The sequence below is a fragment of the Rhizobium sp. RU35A genome, assembly GCF_900156005.1.
Classification (GTDB): Bacteria; Pseudomonadota; Alphaproteobacteria; order Rhizobiales; family Rhizobiaceae; genus Neorhizobium; species Neorhizobium straminoryzae.
Genome location: NZ_FTMR01000017.1, coordinates 18,846 through 35,423 on the forward strand (window position 1 = coordinate 18,846; position 16,578 = coordinate 35,423).

The 16,578-nt window shown below is 61.0% G+C and carries 15 protein-coding genes; 10 read left to right on the forward strand and 5 right to left on the reverse strand.

Annotated features, from left to right (window positions below; genetic code table 11):
* Positions 1-3 precede the first annotated feature (3 nt).
* Both F3H95_RS24785 and F3H95_RS24790 read right to left on the reverse strand, forming a co-directional pair.
* Positions 4-1,134 carry an LLM class flavin-dependent oxidoreductase gene (locus F3H95_RS24785; RefSeq protein ID WP_149747908.1) on the reverse strand — a complete coding sequence of 377 codons (1,131 nt, stop codon included), beginning with the start codon at positions 1,132-1,134 and terminating at the stop codon, positions 4-6.
* Positions 1,135-1,144: 10 nt separating this feature from the next.
* Positions 1,145-1,987, reverse strand: a complete 843-nt coding sequence (locus F3H95_RS24790) for an ABC transporter substrate-binding protein (RefSeq protein ID WP_149747909.1) — start codon at positions 1,985-1,987, stop codon at positions 1,145-1,147.
* Positions 1,988-2,204: 217 nt separating this feature from the next.
* Between F3H95_RS24790 and F3H95_RS24795 the strand changes: the two genes are divergently transcribed.
* From F3H95_RS24795 to F3H95_RS24820, 6 genes are all read left to right on the forward strand, one after another.
* Positions 2,205-2,570 carry a metalloregulator ArsR/SmtB family transcription factor gene (locus F3H95_RS24795; protein ID WP_149747910.1) on the forward strand — a complete coding sequence of 122 codons (366 nt, stop codon included), beginning with the start codon at positions 2,205-2,207 and terminating at the stop codon, positions 2,568-2,570.
* A 3-nt stretch (positions 2,571-2,573) separates the two neighbouring features.
* Entirely contained in the window at positions 2,574-3,203 is a 630-nt protein-coding gene (locus F3H95_RS24800; protein ID WP_149747911.1) for a glutathione S-transferase N-terminal domain-containing protein, read from the forward strand.
* A 458-nt stretch (positions 3,204-3,661) separates the two neighbouring features.
* On the forward strand, positions 3,662-4,669 hold the full coding sequence (locus tag F3H95_RS24805) for a sugar ABC transporter substrate-binding protein (RefSeq protein ID WP_149747912.1): 1,008 nt from the start codon (positions 3,662-3,664) through the stop codon (positions 4,667-4,669).
* Positions 4,670-4,766: 97 nt separating this feature from the next.
* Positions 4,767-6,299, forward strand: a complete 1,533-nt coding sequence (locus F3H95_RS24810) for a sugar ABC transporter ATP-binding protein (RefSeq protein ID WP_149747913.1) — start codon at positions 4,767-4,769, stop codon at positions 6,297-6,299.
* A 127-nt stretch (positions 6,300-6,426) separates the two neighbouring features.
* A complete protein-coding gene (locus F3H95_RS24815; protein WP_188134480.1) occupies positions 6,427-7,371 on the forward strand; it encodes an ABC transporter permease in 945 nt (314 codons plus the stop codon).
* Position 7,372: 1 nt separating this feature from the next.
* On the forward strand, positions 7,373-8,374 hold the full coding sequence (locus F3H95_RS24820; RefSeq protein ID WP_149747915.1) for an ABC transporter permease: 1,002 nt from the start codon (positions 7,373-7,375) through the stop codon (positions 8,372-8,374).
* Positions 8,375-8,721: 347 nt separating this feature from the next.
* On the opposite strand, the gene F3H95_RS24825 is transcribed toward F3H95_RS24820, so the two are convergent.
* Together F3H95_RS24825 and F3H95_RS24830 are read right to left on the reverse strand one after the other, a co-directional pair.
* A complete protein-coding gene (locus F3H95_RS24825) occupies positions 8,722-9,945 on the reverse strand; it encodes an MFS transporter (protein ID WP_149747916.1) in 1,224 nt (407 codons plus the stop codon).
* Between the two features lie 243 nt (positions 9,946-10,188).
* Positions 10,189-10,980 (reverse strand): SDR family oxidoreductase, encoded by a 792-nt coding sequence (locus F3H95_RS24830; protein WP_149747917.1) that lies wholly within the window; start codon positions 10,978-10,980, stop codon positions 10,189-10,191.
* A 129-nt stretch (positions 10,981-11,109) separates the two neighbouring features.
* On the opposite strand from F3H95_RS24830, the gene F3H95_RS24835 reads away from it, so the two are divergent.
* The 4 genes from F3H95_RS24835 to F3H95_RS24850 all read left to right on the forward strand — a co-directional run bounded on the left by F3H95_RS24835 (position 11,110) and on the right by F3H95_RS24850 (position 14,500).
* Positions 11,110-12,072: a GlxA family transcriptional regulator gene (locus F3H95_RS24835; RefSeq protein WP_149747918.1), complete on the forward strand. Its 963-nt coding sequence runs from the start codon at positions 11,110-11,112 to the stop codon at positions 12,070-12,072.
* Positions 12,073-12,178: 106 nt separating this feature from the next.
* Positions 12,179-12,997 carry an alpha/beta hydrolase gene (locus tag F3H95_RS24840; RefSeq protein ID WP_149747919.1) on the forward strand — a complete coding sequence of 273 codons (819 nt, stop codon included), beginning with the start codon at positions 12,179-12,181 and terminating at the stop codon, positions 12,995-12,997.
* Between the two features lie 76 nt (positions 12,998-13,073).
* On the forward strand, positions 13,074-13,613 hold the full coding sequence (locus tag F3H95_RS24845) for a carboxymuconolactone decarboxylase family protein (protein ID WP_149747920.1): 540 nt from the start codon (positions 13,074-13,076) through the stop codon (positions 13,611-13,613).
* A 128-nt stretch (positions 13,614-13,741) separates the two neighbouring features.
* Positions 13,742-14,500 (forward strand): SDR family NAD(P)-dependent oxidoreductase, encoded by a 759-nt coding sequence (locus F3H95_RS24850; RefSeq protein WP_149747921.1) that lies wholly within the window; start codon positions 13,742-13,744, stop codon positions 14,498-14,500.
* A 1,137-nt stretch (positions 14,501-15,637) separates the two neighbouring features.
* Here F3H95_RS24850 and F3H95_RS24855 read toward each other — a convergent pair.
* Positions 15,638-16,567: a LysR family transcriptional regulator gene (locus F3H95_RS24855; RefSeq protein ID WP_149747922.1), complete on the reverse strand. Its 930-nt coding sequence runs from the start codon at positions 16,565-16,567 to the stop codon at positions 15,638-15,640.
* Positions 16,568-16,578: the final 11 nt, after the last annotated feature.

The window sequence follows — 16,578 nt, forward strand, 5'->3', positions numbered from 1 at the left end:
CCCTTACGCGCTCTTGACCGTAGAGAGATCGCGATCGAACAGCGTCGACCATGTGAAATGGCGGGCCGGCGACACATCACGGGACACATCCAGCCGGGGGAGAACCTTTTCCCCGAAACGATAGGCTTCTTCCAGAAGCGGCATGCCGGACAGGATGAACGTCTCGACGCCGGCCTTGCGATAGGCCTCCAGAGTCCGGATCACGGTGTCGGGCGAGCCCACGATCGCCGTACCGGGCCCCGGGCGCACGAGGCCGATGCCGGCCCAAAGGTTCGGCGCGACCTCGAGATCCCTGAGATTTGCCGGCTTCAAGCCGCCATGCATTGCCGTCATGCGCTGCTGGCCGACGGAATCGCTCCTACCGACAAAGCGCTGGTTCGCTGCGATCGCCGCTTCGTCCATGCGGTCGTAAAGGTCGGCCGCCGCTTCCCATGCCTTCGCGTCGGTGTCACGCACGATCACGTAGAGACGGATGCCGTATTCCAGCTTTCGGCCATATCGATCCGCCTTCGCCTTCACGGCATCAATCTTTGCCTTGATCTGCTCGGGCGTCTCGCCCCAGGAAAGGTAGGTGTCGACATGCCTGGCCGCGACCTCGAGCGCCTTGTCGGAGGAACCGCCGAACCAGAGCGGCGGCGGCGCAATGCTTTCGCCAACCGGCAGCGCCAGCTTGGCACCATCCGTCTGAAAGTATTTGCCCTGATGGGAGACACTCTCCCCGGCAAACAGGCGATGCCAGATCTGCAGATATTCATCCGCCATGTCGTAGCGCTCGTCATGCGGCATGGTCATGCCATAAGCGCCGAGCATTTTGGCGTCGCCGGACACGACGTTGATCAGCAGCCGCCCGCGGGAAAACTCCTGCAGGGTCGCGGCCATCTTGGCGAGCAATGTCGGCGCGACGAGGCCCGGATGGATCGCGACGAGAAACTTCATCCGCTCCGTCTGGGAAAGCAGCGCGCCTGCCAGGACCCATACGTCGTGGGCGCCGGTCGCAAACAAAGCACCCGTATAGCCCAGATGATCATAGGCCTGAGCAAGCTGCTTGTAATAGCCGAGGTCGACCTTGCGGGAACCTTCCGGCTGCCAGGGATAGGCACCATCGGGTGCGCACATATACCAGAACACGTTCATCTAAGGCACCTCATGCCAGCTTTGCCTGCCGCTGCAGGGCGACCGGATTGGAAAAATGGCCGTGCCGATAAAGCGTATCGGCCTCTGCCTGTTGTTCGGCAATGATGGGATCATCGGCCGGCACCACCGAGAAATCCCGTGAGCGCAGCACACGATCCCATGCAGCGGCATCGCCTTCGCTGCCGGCCTCGCCGGCCAGCAATTCGGCAGCCTTGCGGGTGTCTCCCATCACTTCGCGGCCGATACGATCAAGTTCAAGGACGAGGGCGCGTATCGTCTCCGCCGAGAGCGCATGACGTTGCAGCGTCCAGAACAGCGAGCGGTTCGGGATGGTGGATCCGCAACGCACGATCAGGCGCAGGTCCTTGCGCTCGATGACTTTTTCGAGACGCGGCGACATGGCGACCCAGGCATCGACCCGCCCCTCCAGCAACTCCTTGAGAGAATCCAGATCGCCGCTTTCCACCCTCGTAACATCGGGCAGGCCGAACCCTTCCCCTTCGAGGCTCCTGGCCAGCAGATATGTGTGAAAGGAACCATCCACCAGGGAGATGCGCTTGCCGACAAGATCCGCAACCGATCCGATGTCGCTGTCAGACCGGGCAAAAATCGCGCCATTGGCGGGGCGGGGCGCAGATGCCGCAATATAGCAGACGCCAAGGCCTCTGGCGTCGGCTTCGATCGGTGGCGTGGAGCCGGTTCCGCCAAAATGGATATGGCCACCCTCCAGCAGTGAAGCCGTATCGCGTCCTTCACCATAGGGGACGAATTCCGGATCGAAGTCCGCAAAGCTGCCCGGCCAAAGACTGGCGAGCCTCAGATGTAAATTGTTCGGATGGACCCCAATGCGCATCATCAATCCTGCCTGTCGATTTCGCAGGACAATCTACTTTTTTATAAAATGAATGCGAGCAAGAGCGTGCTCGTCGGGTTCCGGAATCGAAACTAGAAATCTATCGGAAAACTGGAATTTGAAAAAATCCTGCATTTGGTGGCTCGCTTCGTTCCGACTGATTGAATTTTCCCGGCCGACATTTTACTTTTTTCGTAAATCAATGCGGAGCAGTGAAGTGACCAAGCCGGTCTCCAATCGGGTTTGTCGGAGCGTCAGCGAGGCCAGCGAGCTACTGAAGCTGATCGGCAACGCCAATCGCCTCGCCCTTGTCTGTTATCTGATGGAAACAGAAGCCTCGGTATCTGCACTTGAGGAAGAGCTCGGCATTCGCCAGCCGACGCTCTCGCAGCAACTGGCCGAATTGCGGGAAGCCGGCATTGTCGAAGGGCGCCGGGAAGGCAAGGCGATCGTCTATCGCGTCACCGACGCGAGGGTGCAGGCACTCGTTGAAACGCTTCGTGAGCTGTTTGCGGGTCTGGATGATGTGACAGGCCGCCTCACGATGCACAAGCTGCCTGTCGACGAGATGATGTTCGACTGAGCGATGATCGATCTCTACACCTGGATCACCCCGAACGGTCTGAAGATCTCCATTGCGCTGGAAGAATTGGGGCTGGACTACCACGCTCATACCATAGACATTACCAGGGGCGATCAGTTCTCGCCGGAATTCCGCAGGATCAATCCCGGATCGAAGATCCCGGCAATCCACGACCGCAACACGGGCGTCACACTCTCGGAATCCGGCGCAATCCTTCTCTATCTCGCGGAAAAAACCGGCCGTCTCATACCCCCAACGGGTCCGGCGCGGCTTGAGGTGATCGAATGGCTGATGTGGCAGATGGGCGGCTTCGGGCCGACGCTCGGCCACGCACACTATTTCCTGACCTACAACGCGGGCCAGTCACCCATGGCAGAAGCGGTGTTCGCCAAGGAAACCCGGCGCCTCTATGAGACGCTCGATGCCCGCCTGACGGGCCGGGAGCATATCGTCGGTGAATACTCGATTGCCGACATCGCCATCTGGCCCTGGGTCTCGCGCTACGAGCGCCACAAGATCGATCTCAACGATTTCCCGCAAGTGATGCGCTGGTATCTCGCCCTCGCCGCAAGACCGCAGGTCCGACGGGGGTATGAGGTGCCGCATTTCACCGGGGCAATCCCGACGCCATAAACTGGTCCCGCCGATCTCTGTCCTGGCGCCATGCATTCTGCGGATCTGGTGATCAAATGACGGGAGTGACAAATTGGCGCCATGCGATCAGCCCGATATACGCATCTCGTCCCTCTCCAAGCTATCGATGATATCCCCGGCCGAGCGCAATCCGCTCTGCGCATTCCACCTGCAGGCCTGATTTTGCAACATCTCGTTCTGGTTGATACGGCCCCGATGGACGGGGCCGCGGATCAACAGGCCCGGCCATACCGACGGCATCCCGGTGTCCCGGCGATCCGGATCAGCGGTTCCGCCTGCTCCCGTCGGGGCCGAACCAACGGGGGGCCGACGTGTACTACGCCCGTCGCATCCGGCACCAACCCTTTTCTCTCTCGTACCCGAAATTTGGAAAACACGGCCTCCTGCCCTCAAGAAATCCATTTATTCTATGGAAAATATTAATTCGAGAGGACATCATGACCACTGACACGTTTATCGGCGTCAATCGCCGTAATCTCCTGAAGCTGACCGCGGCAGCGGGCGTCGTCGCAGGTGCGGCAGATCTGCTGGCGGCGCGCGGCGCGGTTGCAGAAGAAGCGCTGTCGCTGAAAGGCAAGCGCATTGGCATCAGCACCGCCGGTACCGACCACTTCTTCGACCTCAATGCCTACAATGCGCAGATCGAGGAAGTGAAGCGTCTGGGTGGCGAACCGATTGCTGTGGATGCCGGTCGCAATGATGGCAAGCTGGTCTCGCAGTTGCAGACACTGATTGCCCAGAAGCCGGATGCCATTGTGCAGTTGCTCGGCACTCTGACCGTCATCGACCCTTGGCTCAAGAAGGCGCGTGACGCCGGTATTCCGGTGTTCACCATCGATGTCGGTTCGGCCAACTCGATCAACAATGCCACCTCCGACAACTGGGGCATCGGCAAGGACCTCGCCCTTCAGCTGGTCTCCGATATCGGGGGCGAAGGCAATATCGTCGTCTTCAACGGCTTTTATGGCGTCACGCCCTGCGCCATCCGCTACGACCAGCTGGTCAACGTCACGAAGTACTTCCCCAAGGTGAAGATCGTGCAGCCCGAACTGCGCGACGTGATCCCGAACACCGTGCAGGATGCATTTACCCAAATCACCGCCATCCTCGCGAAGTATCCGGAAAAGGGTTCGATCAAGGCGATCTGGTCGGCCTGGGACATTCCCCAGCTTGGCGCGACACAGGCGCTGGTCGCCGCCGGCCGGACGGAGATCAAGACCTATGGCGTCGATGGCAGCCCGGAAGTGCTGCAGCTCGTTGCCGATGCTGCTTCGCCGGCCGCGGCCGACGTTGCCCAGCAGCCCGCCGAACTTGGCCGGGTGGCGATCCGCAACGTTGCGCGCTATCTCGCCGGCGAGAAACTGCCGCGCGAAACCTACGTGCCGGCGCTCCTCGCCAACAAGCAGAATGTGAAGGAAATCTCGAAAAAGCTTGGCATCGGCTGAGCCCTGGAACCGCTCCTCCCGAGCGACCGTGCCGCCCCTTGCCGAACCGGCAAGGGGCGGCGGCTGGAATACATGCTGTTTCGAGGGATATGACGCCATGCCAGAGGCCCGACAAGAGAAAGAGCCGGTGCTCCGGTTCGAAAACATCGTCAAACGCTTCGGTGGTGCCGAGGCCCTGTCGAAGGCGAACCTTACAGTTCGCCGCGGCAGCGTCCATGGCCTCGTCGGCCAGAACGGCGCCGGCAAGTCGACGCTCATCAAGCTGCTTGCCGGCCTGCATCAGGCAGACGAGGGCCGGATCGAAATCGATGGTGTCGCGCAGGATCGGCTGACGCCGCATCTGGCCGAAGCGCTCGGTATCCACTTCATTCACCAGGACAGACTGCTCGTGCCGAGCTTCACGGTCGGCGAGGCGCTCTTTCTGGGACATGAACCACGGATTGCCGGAACACCGTTTCTCGATCGCCGCGCCATGCGCCGGCAGGCTGAGGAGACGTTGCGACGCTATTTCGATCTCGGTCTTCCGAGCGGCGCCCTGATCGCCGAACTGTCCGCCGCCGAAAAGCAGATCGTGCAGATCACCCGGGCGCTGATCGCCAATCCCAAGGTGCTCGTCTTCGATGAGCCCACCGCCGCGCTCGTGCGCCGCGAGGCCGAACTTCTCTTCCGCCTTATCCGGCGCCTCAGCGCCGAAGGCATCACCATCCTCTATATCTCCCACTATCTCGGGGAGATTGTCGATCTCTGCGACACCGTGACAGTGCTCAGAAACGGGCGCGACGTCGCGACCCTGACCGTCAGCGAAACATCCGCTGCCGAGATCGGCGCGCTCATGGTCAACCGCGAGATTGCCGAGCTTTATCCCAAGCCGACGGTGTCCGCGGGAGAGGTTCTCCTGGAGGCCAGGAATCTGACACTCGCCGGCAGCTACCGGGATATCTCCTTCACACTGCGCCGCGGCGAGGTGCTCGGCATGACCGGACTTGTCGGATCCGGTGCGAAGGAGGTCGTTCGCACCCTCTTCGGCCTGGAAACAGCCACTGGCGGATCGATTGCCGTGAAGGGAGATGTCGTCGTACCAGCCAATCCTGTCGGCGCAGCGTCGCGGGGTCTTGCCCTCGTGCCCGAAGATCGCCGCCGCGACGGCGTTGCCCTGTCGCTTTCCGTGCTGGAAAACACGACACTTGCAAGCCTGAGGCGCTTCTCCCGCGGGCTGATCAACCGTCGCGCGGAACGGCATGGCGCAGACGATCTCGTTCGCCGCCTTCAGATCAAGACGAACGGCATCGATGCGCTGGTCGGCACGCTGTCGGGTGGCAACCAGCAGAAGGTGGCGATTGCGAAATGGCTGAGCCGGCAATCGGAAATCTACCTGCTCGATGAACCGACCGTTGGCGTTGATATCGGGGCCAAGGTCGAAATCTACCGCCTGATCGGCGAGCTTGCCGAGCGCGGCGCAGGCATCATCGTGCTTTCCTCGGACATTGAGGAACTGCGGGGCATCACCGATCGCCTGCTTGTCTTCTTCCGCGGACGCATCGCCCGCACCGTCGCAACGGCAGAAGTCTCCTCCGAACAGATTCTTGCCGACGTGACCGGCGCCCATGAAAGCCTTCGCCATGTCGGTTGAAATTCCCTCCTTCCCCGTGCCGCCTGCCTCCACGTCCCAGACCGCTGGAGCTGAGAGCGGGTACGAGCGTTGGCAGACGACGGACGCCGATCCGCAAACGACACGGCCGGCGCGCCGTAGCCTTGCCATGCTTGCCGTGCGTGCCGGTGCTTTCGCGATCTTTCTCGGCGTCTTCCTCATCTTTGCAGTGACGGCACCTTATTTTCTGACGATCGGCAACATCGGCAACGTGCTCGGCCAATCCGCCATTACGGGTGTTTTGGCGATAGGCCTGACCCTCGTCATCATTGCCGGCGGCTCCAATGTGGTGACCGGGGGCATTGACCTGTCGCTGGCGGCAAACATGGGCCTGAGTGCCGCCGTCTATGCCGCGATCATCCAGGCAGGCTACGGCGATGCTGTTGCCGTGGCCGGGGCGCTGGCAACGGGGCTTGCCATCGGTGCGGTCAATGCCGCAGCCGTCACGCTTGCCGGCATCGTGCCGCTGCTGGCAACCCTGGCCGTGATGAATGTCGTGGCGGGACTTGAACTGGTGCTGACGCAGAATACCGTCATTCCGGCTGCCACGGATTTCCTTGCCGCACTCTCGGCGAGCGGTCCGCTCGGCCTTCCGGTGCTGGCCTATATCCTCGTCGGCTTCACGCTCAGCGTGGCAGTGATCGTGCAGGCCACCCCGCTCGGTCTGAGGCTCTATGCCGTCGGTGCCTTTCCCGAGGCGGCGCGTGCCGCCGGCCTGCCGGTGAAAACCTTCATTGGCGGTTCGTTCCTCGCAAGCGGGCTCAGCGGTGGTATCGCCGGCATCCTCTCTGTTTCCTATCTCTCCGGCAGTACCACCGGCGCCGGCGACATGCTGCTGCCGGTCGTCGTGACCGCCCTGCTCGGCAGCGTCTTTTCGAACCGTCTCATTCCGACCGTCACCGGAACCCTGCTCTCCGCGCTTTTCGTCGGCGTCCTGATCAACGGTTTCCAGTTGCTCAATATTCCGAGCACGCTGGTCAGCGGCGTTCAGGGACTTCTGATCCTGCTGGTCGTCTCCGCCACCACGCTGCTTGGCCGCAAGGAGGCGGCATGACATGGCTGCTTCCGCCCAATCCACCCATGCAGTCGGGCCATCCCGAAAACTCTCCGGGACCATCGGTCGCTACGCTCTTGTCGCGGCGCTCGTCCTCGTCTTCGCCCTGTTTGCAAGCATCGCGCCCGGCTTCCTGTCGGGTGCAAATCTGCTGAGCGTGCTCGTCAACAATGTCGCGCTTCTGGCGATCGCCGCCGTGGCGATGACCTTCGCCGTTTCGGCCGGGGGTATCGATCTCTCGGTTGGTACCGCCATCGATTTCGCCAGCTTCGCATTCGTCTCGCTGGTCCTGGCCGGGCAGCCCGTTCTGCTTGCCATCGTCGGTGGCCTGGCAGGCGGGGCCCTGGTCGGCCTGTTCAACGCAATTCTGATCGCGGGCATCGGCATTTCACCTTTTCTGGCAACCCTCGGCACGCTGTTTGTCGGGCGCAGCGTCCAGCAATTGCTGACCAATGGCGGCAATCCGGTCTACCTACCGCCGAACAGTGTGCCGGACGCATTCCGCGTTCTGGGGCATGGAACGATCGCCGATATTCCCTTGCCAATCCTGGTCACACTCGTGATCCTCGCAGCCAGCTGGATCGTACTGGCGCGCACCGCCTTCGGCCGCTCCGTTATCGCCGCTGGGATGCAGGCGAGCGTCGTGAGATATTCAGGCCTCAGCCTGCCGCGCATAAACGCGGTCACATACATCTTGGTATCCCTGATCGCGGCCGTGGTCGGCCTCATTCTGACCTCGACGGTTACGGTCTACATCCCGTCATCCGGCAATGCCTTCTTGCTGAACGCCATCGGAGCAACCTTCATCGGCACCACCTTTGATCGACATGGTCGACCGAACATCCCCGGCACCGCCCTCGGGGTCCTGCTGCTCGGCATCGTCGCCAATGGCCTGCTTCTGTCCGGACTGAACTTCTACTGGCAGCAGGTCGGTACCGGACTTCTGATCTTTTCGGTGCTTGCCATCGGATTTGGGCAGAGAGAAAACGTCAGACGTGCTTAGCAACACGTGTGCCGGCAATGTCCCCTTCACTGAATACGGATTGACGTGCGACGTTCTGCCTTTGGGAACTATGTCAGGCCATTGCGCCGGCTCTGTTGCAAAAAATTCTTGCGATAGAATGGAATTCCAGACGATCTGCGTTTCCTGACGAGAAAAGCCCCGCATTTACTGCCCAAGGTTGCATGCAGCCATCGCCGGGCGATTGTTCAGGGCTGGTTATGGTGGGGAGACGGTATCGTTTTCCCTGATTTCAAGGCTTTGCAATTTTCTTTCAACAGAGCCCAAAAATCTGCGTCGTCTCTCCCACTCAATTTTTTCATGTTCCTTCAGGGCGTGCGCGCGGCCTATCACTTCCGGATATGCCTGCGATCGAGAAAGATCGAGATGGCATCGGAAACGGCGGCAATGGCACCGATGCCCCAGACCGTTCCGGTTCCGATCACCCCGGCCCCCATGGCCGAGCCGATGGAAAAGCCTAGATACATGGTGGAGGTATTGAGCGCCAGGGAAACAGACGCCTGCGAAACGGGGCCTGCCGCGATCAGTCGGGCCATTTGCGCCGGAAAGAAGGACCAGACGCTGAAGCCCCAGACGGCAATCGCCACCAGCACCGGCACCAGCGCCAAGTCCGCAGAGAGCCGCGGGGCGACGGCCATCGTTGCAAAGGAAGCGCCGAGAAAAATGAGCGACCACAGCACCACCCGGTTCGAGCCGAAACGGTCATTCAGCCGGCCGCCAATGGTCACGCCTATAGCAGCCGCAATGCCCCACATGGAAACGGTCGCGCCGATGTCCGCCGGGCCAAAGCCCAGAACCCGCGTCAGATAGGGTGCAATATAGGGATAGGCCGTGTAGGCGCCGATGGACCAGAACAGGGTAACGCCGAGCAGGCGCAGGACAGGCCTCTGGCGGACAACGCCGACGCGCTGGGCCAGCGAGGCAACCGCGATCTGGGATCCCGCATCACGCTGAACGCCGGACAGAATGCCAGGGATCGCGACAAGTCCCATGGCGGCAACCGCCAGAAAGGTGGAGCGCCAACCAAAGGTGTGGCCGACCAGCGCGCCCAATGGCAGGCCAAGCGCAATGGCAATCGTCATGCCGCCGCTGACGATGGCGAGCGCCCTGCCCCGCTTTTCCGCCGGCACGATGGCGCCGGCCAGCGAATTGGCACCCGGCACGTAGAGCCCTGATGCCACGGCCATCAGGATGCGCGCGACCATCAAGGTGGCGAACGAGGAAGAGAAGGCTGCAACCAGATTACCGGCCGCAAACAGCGTCATGGCCGCCAAAAGCGTGCTGCGACGCTTGAGGCTGGCAGTCATGACCGTGGTGATGGGTGAGCTGAGCGACATCACCAGCGTGAAGACCACCACCAGGGTTGCTGTGGCAGACAGGCTCATGCCGAGATCCTGCGCAATGGTCGGCAACAGTGGGGCAATCATGAAGCCTTCGGTTCCGATGGCAAACGTACCGAGCGCCAGGAAATAGGAAGGCAGGATGGAGGCGCTTGCCGGCGCGGCGTTGGGCGACGGCACAGGTGCGGCGGGAGGCGAATGTTCAGAGGACATGGAGCGAACTTTCCTGTCTGCGCAACAACCGTGAAAGGCAGTTGCAGCAGTGTGAAATGGAGAGAAAGGCGCGACAGACACGCCGTCGGGCGACGCTAGGCAACGTGGAATGATGGAGATTCACATTCCCTTGTCTTTCAGACGCGCGGTGCCCCACATTGAATCCATTTGGGCGCAACCAACCCGATATTGAGACGGTCTCGCGGGGCGTCACATCCCGCGAGACCATGCAGCATGGCGGGTTCAGCGCTGATAGCGGGCAGCTGGTGTACGGCTGGAGAGATGCGGCAGCATCACCGCGCGTGCGGCTTCCCAGGCATCCCATTCGGCAGCATCGGTCAGCGAAGGAATGCTGGCGAATTCGCCGCGATCCAGCCCCAGAAGGGCGGCGTCGACGAGGTCAGCGGCGGACATGACCCATTCCGTCGGCAGATTGCTGGCCGGCAGGCCAGCCACATCCCAGAACTCTGTGCCCGTGGCACCGGGCAGCACGACCTGAACATTGACGCCAGTGCCCACCAGTTCCTTGCGCAGCGAATGGCTGAATGCGAGCAGGAAGGACTTGGTGCCGCCATAGACACCGTTAAGGATTTCCGGGCCGATGGCAACGATCGAGGCAATGTTGATGATCGTGCCCTTGCCACGGGCGATGAAGCGAGGGACTGCCGCATAGGTCAGTCGCAGGGGCGCTGTGACATTGATCGCCACCATGGCCTGCATGCCTCCCACGTCGGCTGCCGTCAGCGGGGCGGCGCTGCCGAAGCCGGCATTGTTGACCAGATGCGTGATTGTCTGGTCCTCTGCAAGTGCGGCTTCGACGGCGCTGAGACCTTGCTCGGACCCGAGATCGGCGGCGATCGTCTTCACCTGAACGCCGTGCTTTTCCTTCAACGAAGCTGCAACATCAGCCAATCGGCCAAGATTGCGCGCCACGAGAATAAGGTCATGGCCGCGGGCTGCGAAGCGGTCCGCATAGATGGCGCCGATGCCGGACGATGCGCCGGTGATCAGAACGGTGCCCTTGGTGTCAGTCATTGTTCTATCCTCTTCTGGCAGGACGTTCGGCCCTGCTGTTTCGATGACTGAACCTTAGCGCTGGACGAACACGGCTCAAATGTCATATATCCGTCAAAAAAAGACACGACTTCTGTTAGGAGACCCGACATGCGTCACATCGGCTTCATCATGGAAAACGGTTTCCAGGTCATGGGCATGGCCGCGCTCACCGCTTTCGAATTTGCCAATGAGACGCTTGGGATCGAAGCCTATCGCCTGACCGTGATGTCGGAAAAAGGCGGCGCGATCCGCTCCTCGCTGGGCATCAAAATCGAAACACAGCCGCTCCGTGACTTTCCGGATACGCTGATGGTGGTGGGCGAACTGATGCCACAGCCGGTCTCGTCCGCCCTGCGAAACTATATCAAATCGGCGGGCGCTGAATCGCGTCGTGTCGCCGGGGTCTGCACCGGGGCCTTTCTTCTGGCCGAGGCAGGGCTTCTTGATGGCCGCCAGGCGACAACCCATTGGGCACATGCCCGCACGCTGCAGGAGCGGTTTCCGAAGATCGAGGTCGATGAGGATCGCATCTTCATTCAGGACGGGTCGATCTGGACATCTGCCGGCATGAGCTCCGCCATAGACCTGACGCTCGCGCTGATCGAGGATGATCATGGCGCGGAGCTTTCGCGTCAGATCGCGCGCAAGCTTGTGGTCTATCACCGGCGGCCCGGGGGACAGTCACAGTTTTCGGCCCTGCTGGAACTAGAGCCTCGCTCGGATCGCGTTCGGCGTACGCTGGTTTATGCCAAGGAGCATCTGCGCAATCCGCTGACGGTAGAGGAACTGGCGGAAGTGGCAAGCCTCAGCCCGCGCCAGTTCAGCCGTCTCTTTCACGAGGAAACCGGGCAATCGCCCGCCAAGGCGGTGGAGCGGCTCCGCCTGGAGGCGGCCAAGGTCATGCTGGAGGAAGGACGTCATCCCCTCGATATTGTCGCCCGTGACACCGGCTTTGCGGACCGCGACCGCATGCGGCGCGCCTTCCTGCGCTTCTTTGGCCAGCCCCCGCAGAGCCTGCGTCGCAGCCTGAAGCTCATTGAAGGCGAAGACGACAAGATCGCCACAGGCTGACAACGCTTGTCCTTATTTGACGTTTTTATGTCATTTGAGACGTAGAGAAACCGGCCTATGTTCCTTTCATCGAAACAAGCCCGGCGGGCAAATGAAGGAAAGGCCCATGTCTTCTGCAACCAATCTGGAGTGGATTGACACCACCCATGGCAGCCTTGCGGTTCGCAAGGATGGCCCCGAGAGCGGTATCTCTCTCCTTCTGCTTCAGCGTTTTCGCGGCACCTTAGATGATTGGGATCCGGCCTTCATTCAGGCCATCTCCAGGGATCGACGGGTAATCCGCTTCGACAGCGCCGGTATCGGCAGATCGGAGGGAGAGGTTCCTGAAACAATCGCCGGCATGGCAGCTGTCGTCGTCGAGGTTCTGGCAGCACTTGGTCTTTCGAAGGTCGATGTTCTCGGCTGGTCGCTTGGCGGGATTGTCGCGCAGCAGTTCGCTCTGGATTATCCGCATCTGGTGCGCCGCCTGATTGTCGCCGGATCCAGCCCCGGCGGCATCACGGATGGCCCGCAGCAGCATCCGCGGGTACCGCAGGTGATGACCAAGGGCGAGAACGGCGACGATGACTTCCTCTTCCTGTTCTATCCTGAAACGGAAAGCGCCGTTGCCCAAGGGCGGGCATCGCTGGCCCGCATCCAAGCGCAGCCGGATTACGGACCGAAGACGTCCGCGCTCGCTTTCATGGGTCAGGCCAAGGCGATTTCAAGCTGGCCGGGCGTGCTGCATCGCGTGAACGAACTGCGGCTACCGATCCTGGTCGCCAATGGCGCCCATGACGTGATGATCCCGGCCTACCGCTCCTATGTGCTCTCGCAGCAGGCGCCGGACGCCAAGCTGGTGCTTTACCCCAATGCGGGTCACGCCTTTCTCTTCCAGGAGATCGAGGATTTCTCCCAGGAGATCGATCGCTTTCTCGAGGGTTGATCCGGGCAAAAGGCCGGATCCGCCAATCCTTCTGTCCACCCTCTCAACGAATATCACCCAAAAATGGAGATTGACCATGTCTGCCATCACCACCCTGACGGATGACGAAGTCACACCGCATGTCGCCGAAATCTTCGCGGGAGCGAAAGCCGCAATGGGCAAGGTGCCAAACCTGTTCCGCGTTCTCGCCCATGCGCCGGCAGCACTTGAGGTTTACACCGGAAGCAAGCGCTTCCTGAGCGGCGGCGTGCTGACGCCACAGGCTCAGGAGCAGATCGCGATTGCGATTGCGGCGGCCAACGGCTGTGACTATTGCCTCGCAGCCCATACGGGCGGCGCCCGCGCTGCCGGCGTCTCGGCCGAAGATCGCGCCTCCGCCCAGACGGGACGCACCTCCGATCCCAGGATCCAGGCCATTCTCGACCTCGCGCTTGCGATCAACGCGACACATGGACAGGCCTCCGCCCCGGCGCTGGAAGCCGCGCGTGCCTATGGACTGTCAGACGCCGAGATCCTGGAAACGGTGGCACATGTCGCCGTCAACATCCTGACCAATAGCGTGAACAACATCGTCGGAACGACACTCGACTTCCCCAAGGTCGAACGCGTCGCCTGACGCCGGCAACCGGCCGGGAGGGGCTGCTCTCCCGGCGGTATCCTCCCAACGAAATCCTTCAAACATCGCTGAAATCACCACGAAACGCGGCGCGGCCCCTATGCCCGCCCGACCAAGGAGTCATGACCATGAACATCACCGGAAACACCATTTTCATTACCGGCGGCACATCCGGCATCGGCCGGGCGCTGGCGGAAGCCCTGCATTCCCGCGGCAACAAGGTGATCGTCGCAGGCCGTCGCAAGGCCCTGCTGGACGAAGTCTCTGCCGCCAATCCCGGCATTGATGGTGTCGAACTGGATATTGCCGATGCCGCCGATATCGAGCGCGTGGCTGCACGCCTGGTCAAGGACTATCCGACGCTGAACGTGCTGATCAACAATGCCGGCATCATGCCGTTCGACGACGCTGGAGCGAAGATCGACGACGAGGTCTCCCGCCGGATCATCGAGACCAACCTGCTGGGGCCGATCCGTCTGACATCGGCGCTGATCGACCATCTGAAGAGCCAGCCGGCCGCAACGATCATCCACAACACGTCCGTGCTCGCCTATGTGCCGCTCGCATCGACGGCTGTCTATTCGGCCAGCAAGGCGGCGCTGCATTCCTATGCGCTCTCGCAGCGCTTCCAGTTGCGCGACACCTCGGTCCGCGTCCAGGAAATCGCGCCGCCATGGGTCGACACGGATCTCATCAAGAAGAGCGGCGATCCCCGCGCCATGCCGCTCGATATCTTCATCGAGAAGACGATGGCCAAGCTTGCCACCGACGCACCGGAAATCATTGTCGACGAGATCCAGGCCCTTCGCGACAATCCGGGTAGCGGCGAACATGCGTTTGTTCACGGCTTCAATCAGTCGCTGGTCGAGACCCCCATTCCGGTCTGAGCAATAACGACACCACCGCGCTTTTCAAAGGCGCGGTGGCGCTTCCTTGTTGCCGGGAACCAAACATTCAACAGCTTACTTTCCATTGCTCTTGAATGGGCTCGAACTGAACCGCCATGGCTGGTTCGCCCAGCATGGCGTAATATCGCTCCTCAGCATCAGCTGGCGGTATGTTTCCGATGGGCTCCAGAAGGCTTCATCTCCGCAAGACGGACGCTCGACCTCAGGATCGGACGCCTCTGACACGATTATACGGCCATCGCAGGTCTGTCGGACTTGCCTTCCCCTTCGTGCTGGAAAGCCTGGCCGGGATCGGGGGAGAATGAGACGAAGGCACCATCGCTTTGTTTGCGGCTCGCGGGCTTCGTGATCTGGTCCGGCGCCTTCCTGCTGCTCCATGCGGTGCAGGCTGCCACCTCGCCCGGCATCAGATCGAGATAGGCTCGATCTCGGCGCTACGCCTGCTGCTCTTCACCATCCTCGCGGCTGTCACAACGCTGATGAGCGGACTTTTCTTGTACACGAAAGCAGGGCGAGACAGCGCACCGGCGGGCGAAACCAGTTCTTCCTGCAGATCGCGAGCACGCTGCAACTCGCGGCACTCTTGGCGACGCCCATCCCCTTGAGCAGTGTGTTGTGGCTGACGCTCTGCTGAACACCGGCCTGCATGCCCGGCCGAGGCGACCCCATGCCATCATGGCAGCGTCCAGGCTATCGCGATCTTCCAAAAGCAATGAGGCTCCGGCTATTACCACGCCAATCAATCAAGTGCCGGCAGAGAGATTGTGTTTCGGCGTTTGCCTCTCTTCGACGTCGAAGGTTGGCTATGACTCATATGTGGAGCGGCCCGGTTGGCAGGGCGTTGGCGGCACGAATCTTCGTCGGGCGGCACAGTCATATGTCCGGGCTGTGAGCGCGGTCATCGACCGTTGGCCACGATCAGATCTCCGATGTCGATCGCATACCCATGCTCGATCTGCGCTGTCCGAGTTCGCTCAAACAATCAACCCGCGCCGTAATCCAGGCTCATGCCGCCGAAATGGCTCATCTCCCGACAAATACCCAATAACCCGCCAGTCTGATAAATTCATTGGATATTCGAATTGGGGAGATCGTAATAATTCAACGGCGATCCATTTATAAATTGGCAATATCAAATATATTCTTTCGAAGCCAAAAATGACAGGGATCGGAATCCAAATACTTAGGCCAAACGATCACTTCCTTAAGTGGCTGCATGGCGAATGGAGCCTCGAATAATTTCAAGGGATACTGCTGCTTCATTCGATTTGCCACACGGCGATGTAGGGTTGCTATACGTCGTGTTCCCAGAAGCAGATGTGGAACCGCTCCGAAATACTCTACCGTGCATTCCACCCGCCGCTGCTGGCCGTAGCGCGGCAGGAACCAGTCCTCGAAGGCGATGCTGCTGTCTTCACCGAACCGTACCGCCACATGTCCAAGGGCCAAATAGTCCTCCATGCTGAGGGTCTCCTGATCCTTGAAGTTTTCCTGGCAGCCCAGGCAGACCTGGTCGTCGCTAAAAAGCAGCGTTTGCGGATGCTGCAGCCGTGCTGCATATTGCTCGGGAATGATCAGAATATCGATGTTGCCGCGGTCGAACACTTCCACCACCTGCTTTGGGGGACGTCTGAGATCCAGCCGGATGCCCGGCGCTGCGGTGACAAGCTTTCGCACGACTGTCGCAAACAGGGTCTCCACCATGTGATCCGACGCGTGAACGGTGAAGCGCCGGTTGGCGGTTGCGGGATCGAAACTCGCCTTCAGCGCCATCGTGGTGCGGGCATGGTTCAGCGTTTCGCGCACGGGGCCGATCAGGGTCTGGGCAAGCGGCGTGAGTTCCAGGCGCCGTCCCACCTGCACCAGAAGCGCATCCTCGAAATAATCCCTGAGCCGCGAAAGGGCGGCACTCGTGGCCGATTGGCCGATATGCAGCCGCTCGCTGGCCCGCGTGACGTTGCGCTCCTCCAGGAGCACATCGAGCACGACCAGCAGGTTGAGATCAAACCGGTCCAGCCGCATCGGCTTATCCTCCTCGGTCTCCAACTATTAATCTT

Excerpts from the sequence above, each read along its gene's own strand:
- F3H95_RS24785 (WP_149747908.1), bottom strand. The coding sequence starts at position 1,134 with ATGAACGTGTTCTGGTATATGTGCGCACCCGATGGTGCCTATCCCTGG.
- F3H95_RS24790 (WP_149747909.1), bottom strand. The coding sequence starts at position 1,987 with ATGCGCATTGGGGTCCATCCGAACAATTTACATCTGAGGCTCGCCAGT.
- F3H95_RS24800 (WP_149747911.1), top strand. The coding sequence starts at position 2,574 with ATGATCGATCTCTACACCTGGATCACCCCGAACGGTCTGAAGATCTCC.
- F3H95_RS24805 (WP_149747912.1), top strand. The coding sequence starts at position 3,662 with ATGACCACTGACACGTTTATCGGCGTCAATCGCCGTAATCTCCTGAAG.
- F3H95_RS24810 (WP_149747913.1), top strand. The coding sequence starts at position 4,767 with ATGCCAGAGGCCCGACAAGAGAAAGAGCCGGTGCTCCGGTTCGAAAAC.
- F3H95_RS24815 (WP_188134480.1), top strand. The coding sequence starts at position 6,427 with ATGCTTGCCGTGCGTGCCGGTGCTTTCGCGATCTTTCTCGGCGTCTTC.
- F3H95_RS24820 (WP_149747915.1), top strand. The coding sequence starts at position 7,373 with ATGGCTGCTTCCGCCCAATCCACCCATGCAGTCGGGCCATCCCGAAAA.
- F3H95_RS24825 (WP_149747916.1), bottom strand. The coding sequence starts at position 9,945 with ATGTCCTCTGAACATTCGCCTCCCGCCGCACCTGTGCCGTCGCCCAAC.
- F3H95_RS24830 (WP_149747917.1), bottom strand. The coding sequence starts at position 10,980 with ATGACTGACACCAAGGGCACCGTTCTGATCACCGGCGCATCGTCCGGC.
- F3H95_RS24835 (WP_149747918.1), top strand. The coding sequence starts at position 11,110 with ATGCGTCACATCGGCTTCATCATGGAAAACGGTTTCCAGGTCATGGGC.
- F3H95_RS24840 (WP_149747919.1), top strand. The coding sequence starts at position 12,179 with ATGTCTTCTGCAACCAATCTGGAGTGGATTGACACCACCCATGGCAGC.
- F3H95_RS24845 (WP_149747920.1), top strand. The coding sequence starts at position 13,074 with ATGTCTGCCATCACCACCCTGACGGATGACGAAGTCACACCGCATGTC.
- F3H95_RS24850 (WP_149747921.1), top strand. The coding sequence starts at position 13,742 with ATGAACATCACCGGAAACACCATTTTCATTACCGGCGGCACATCCGGC.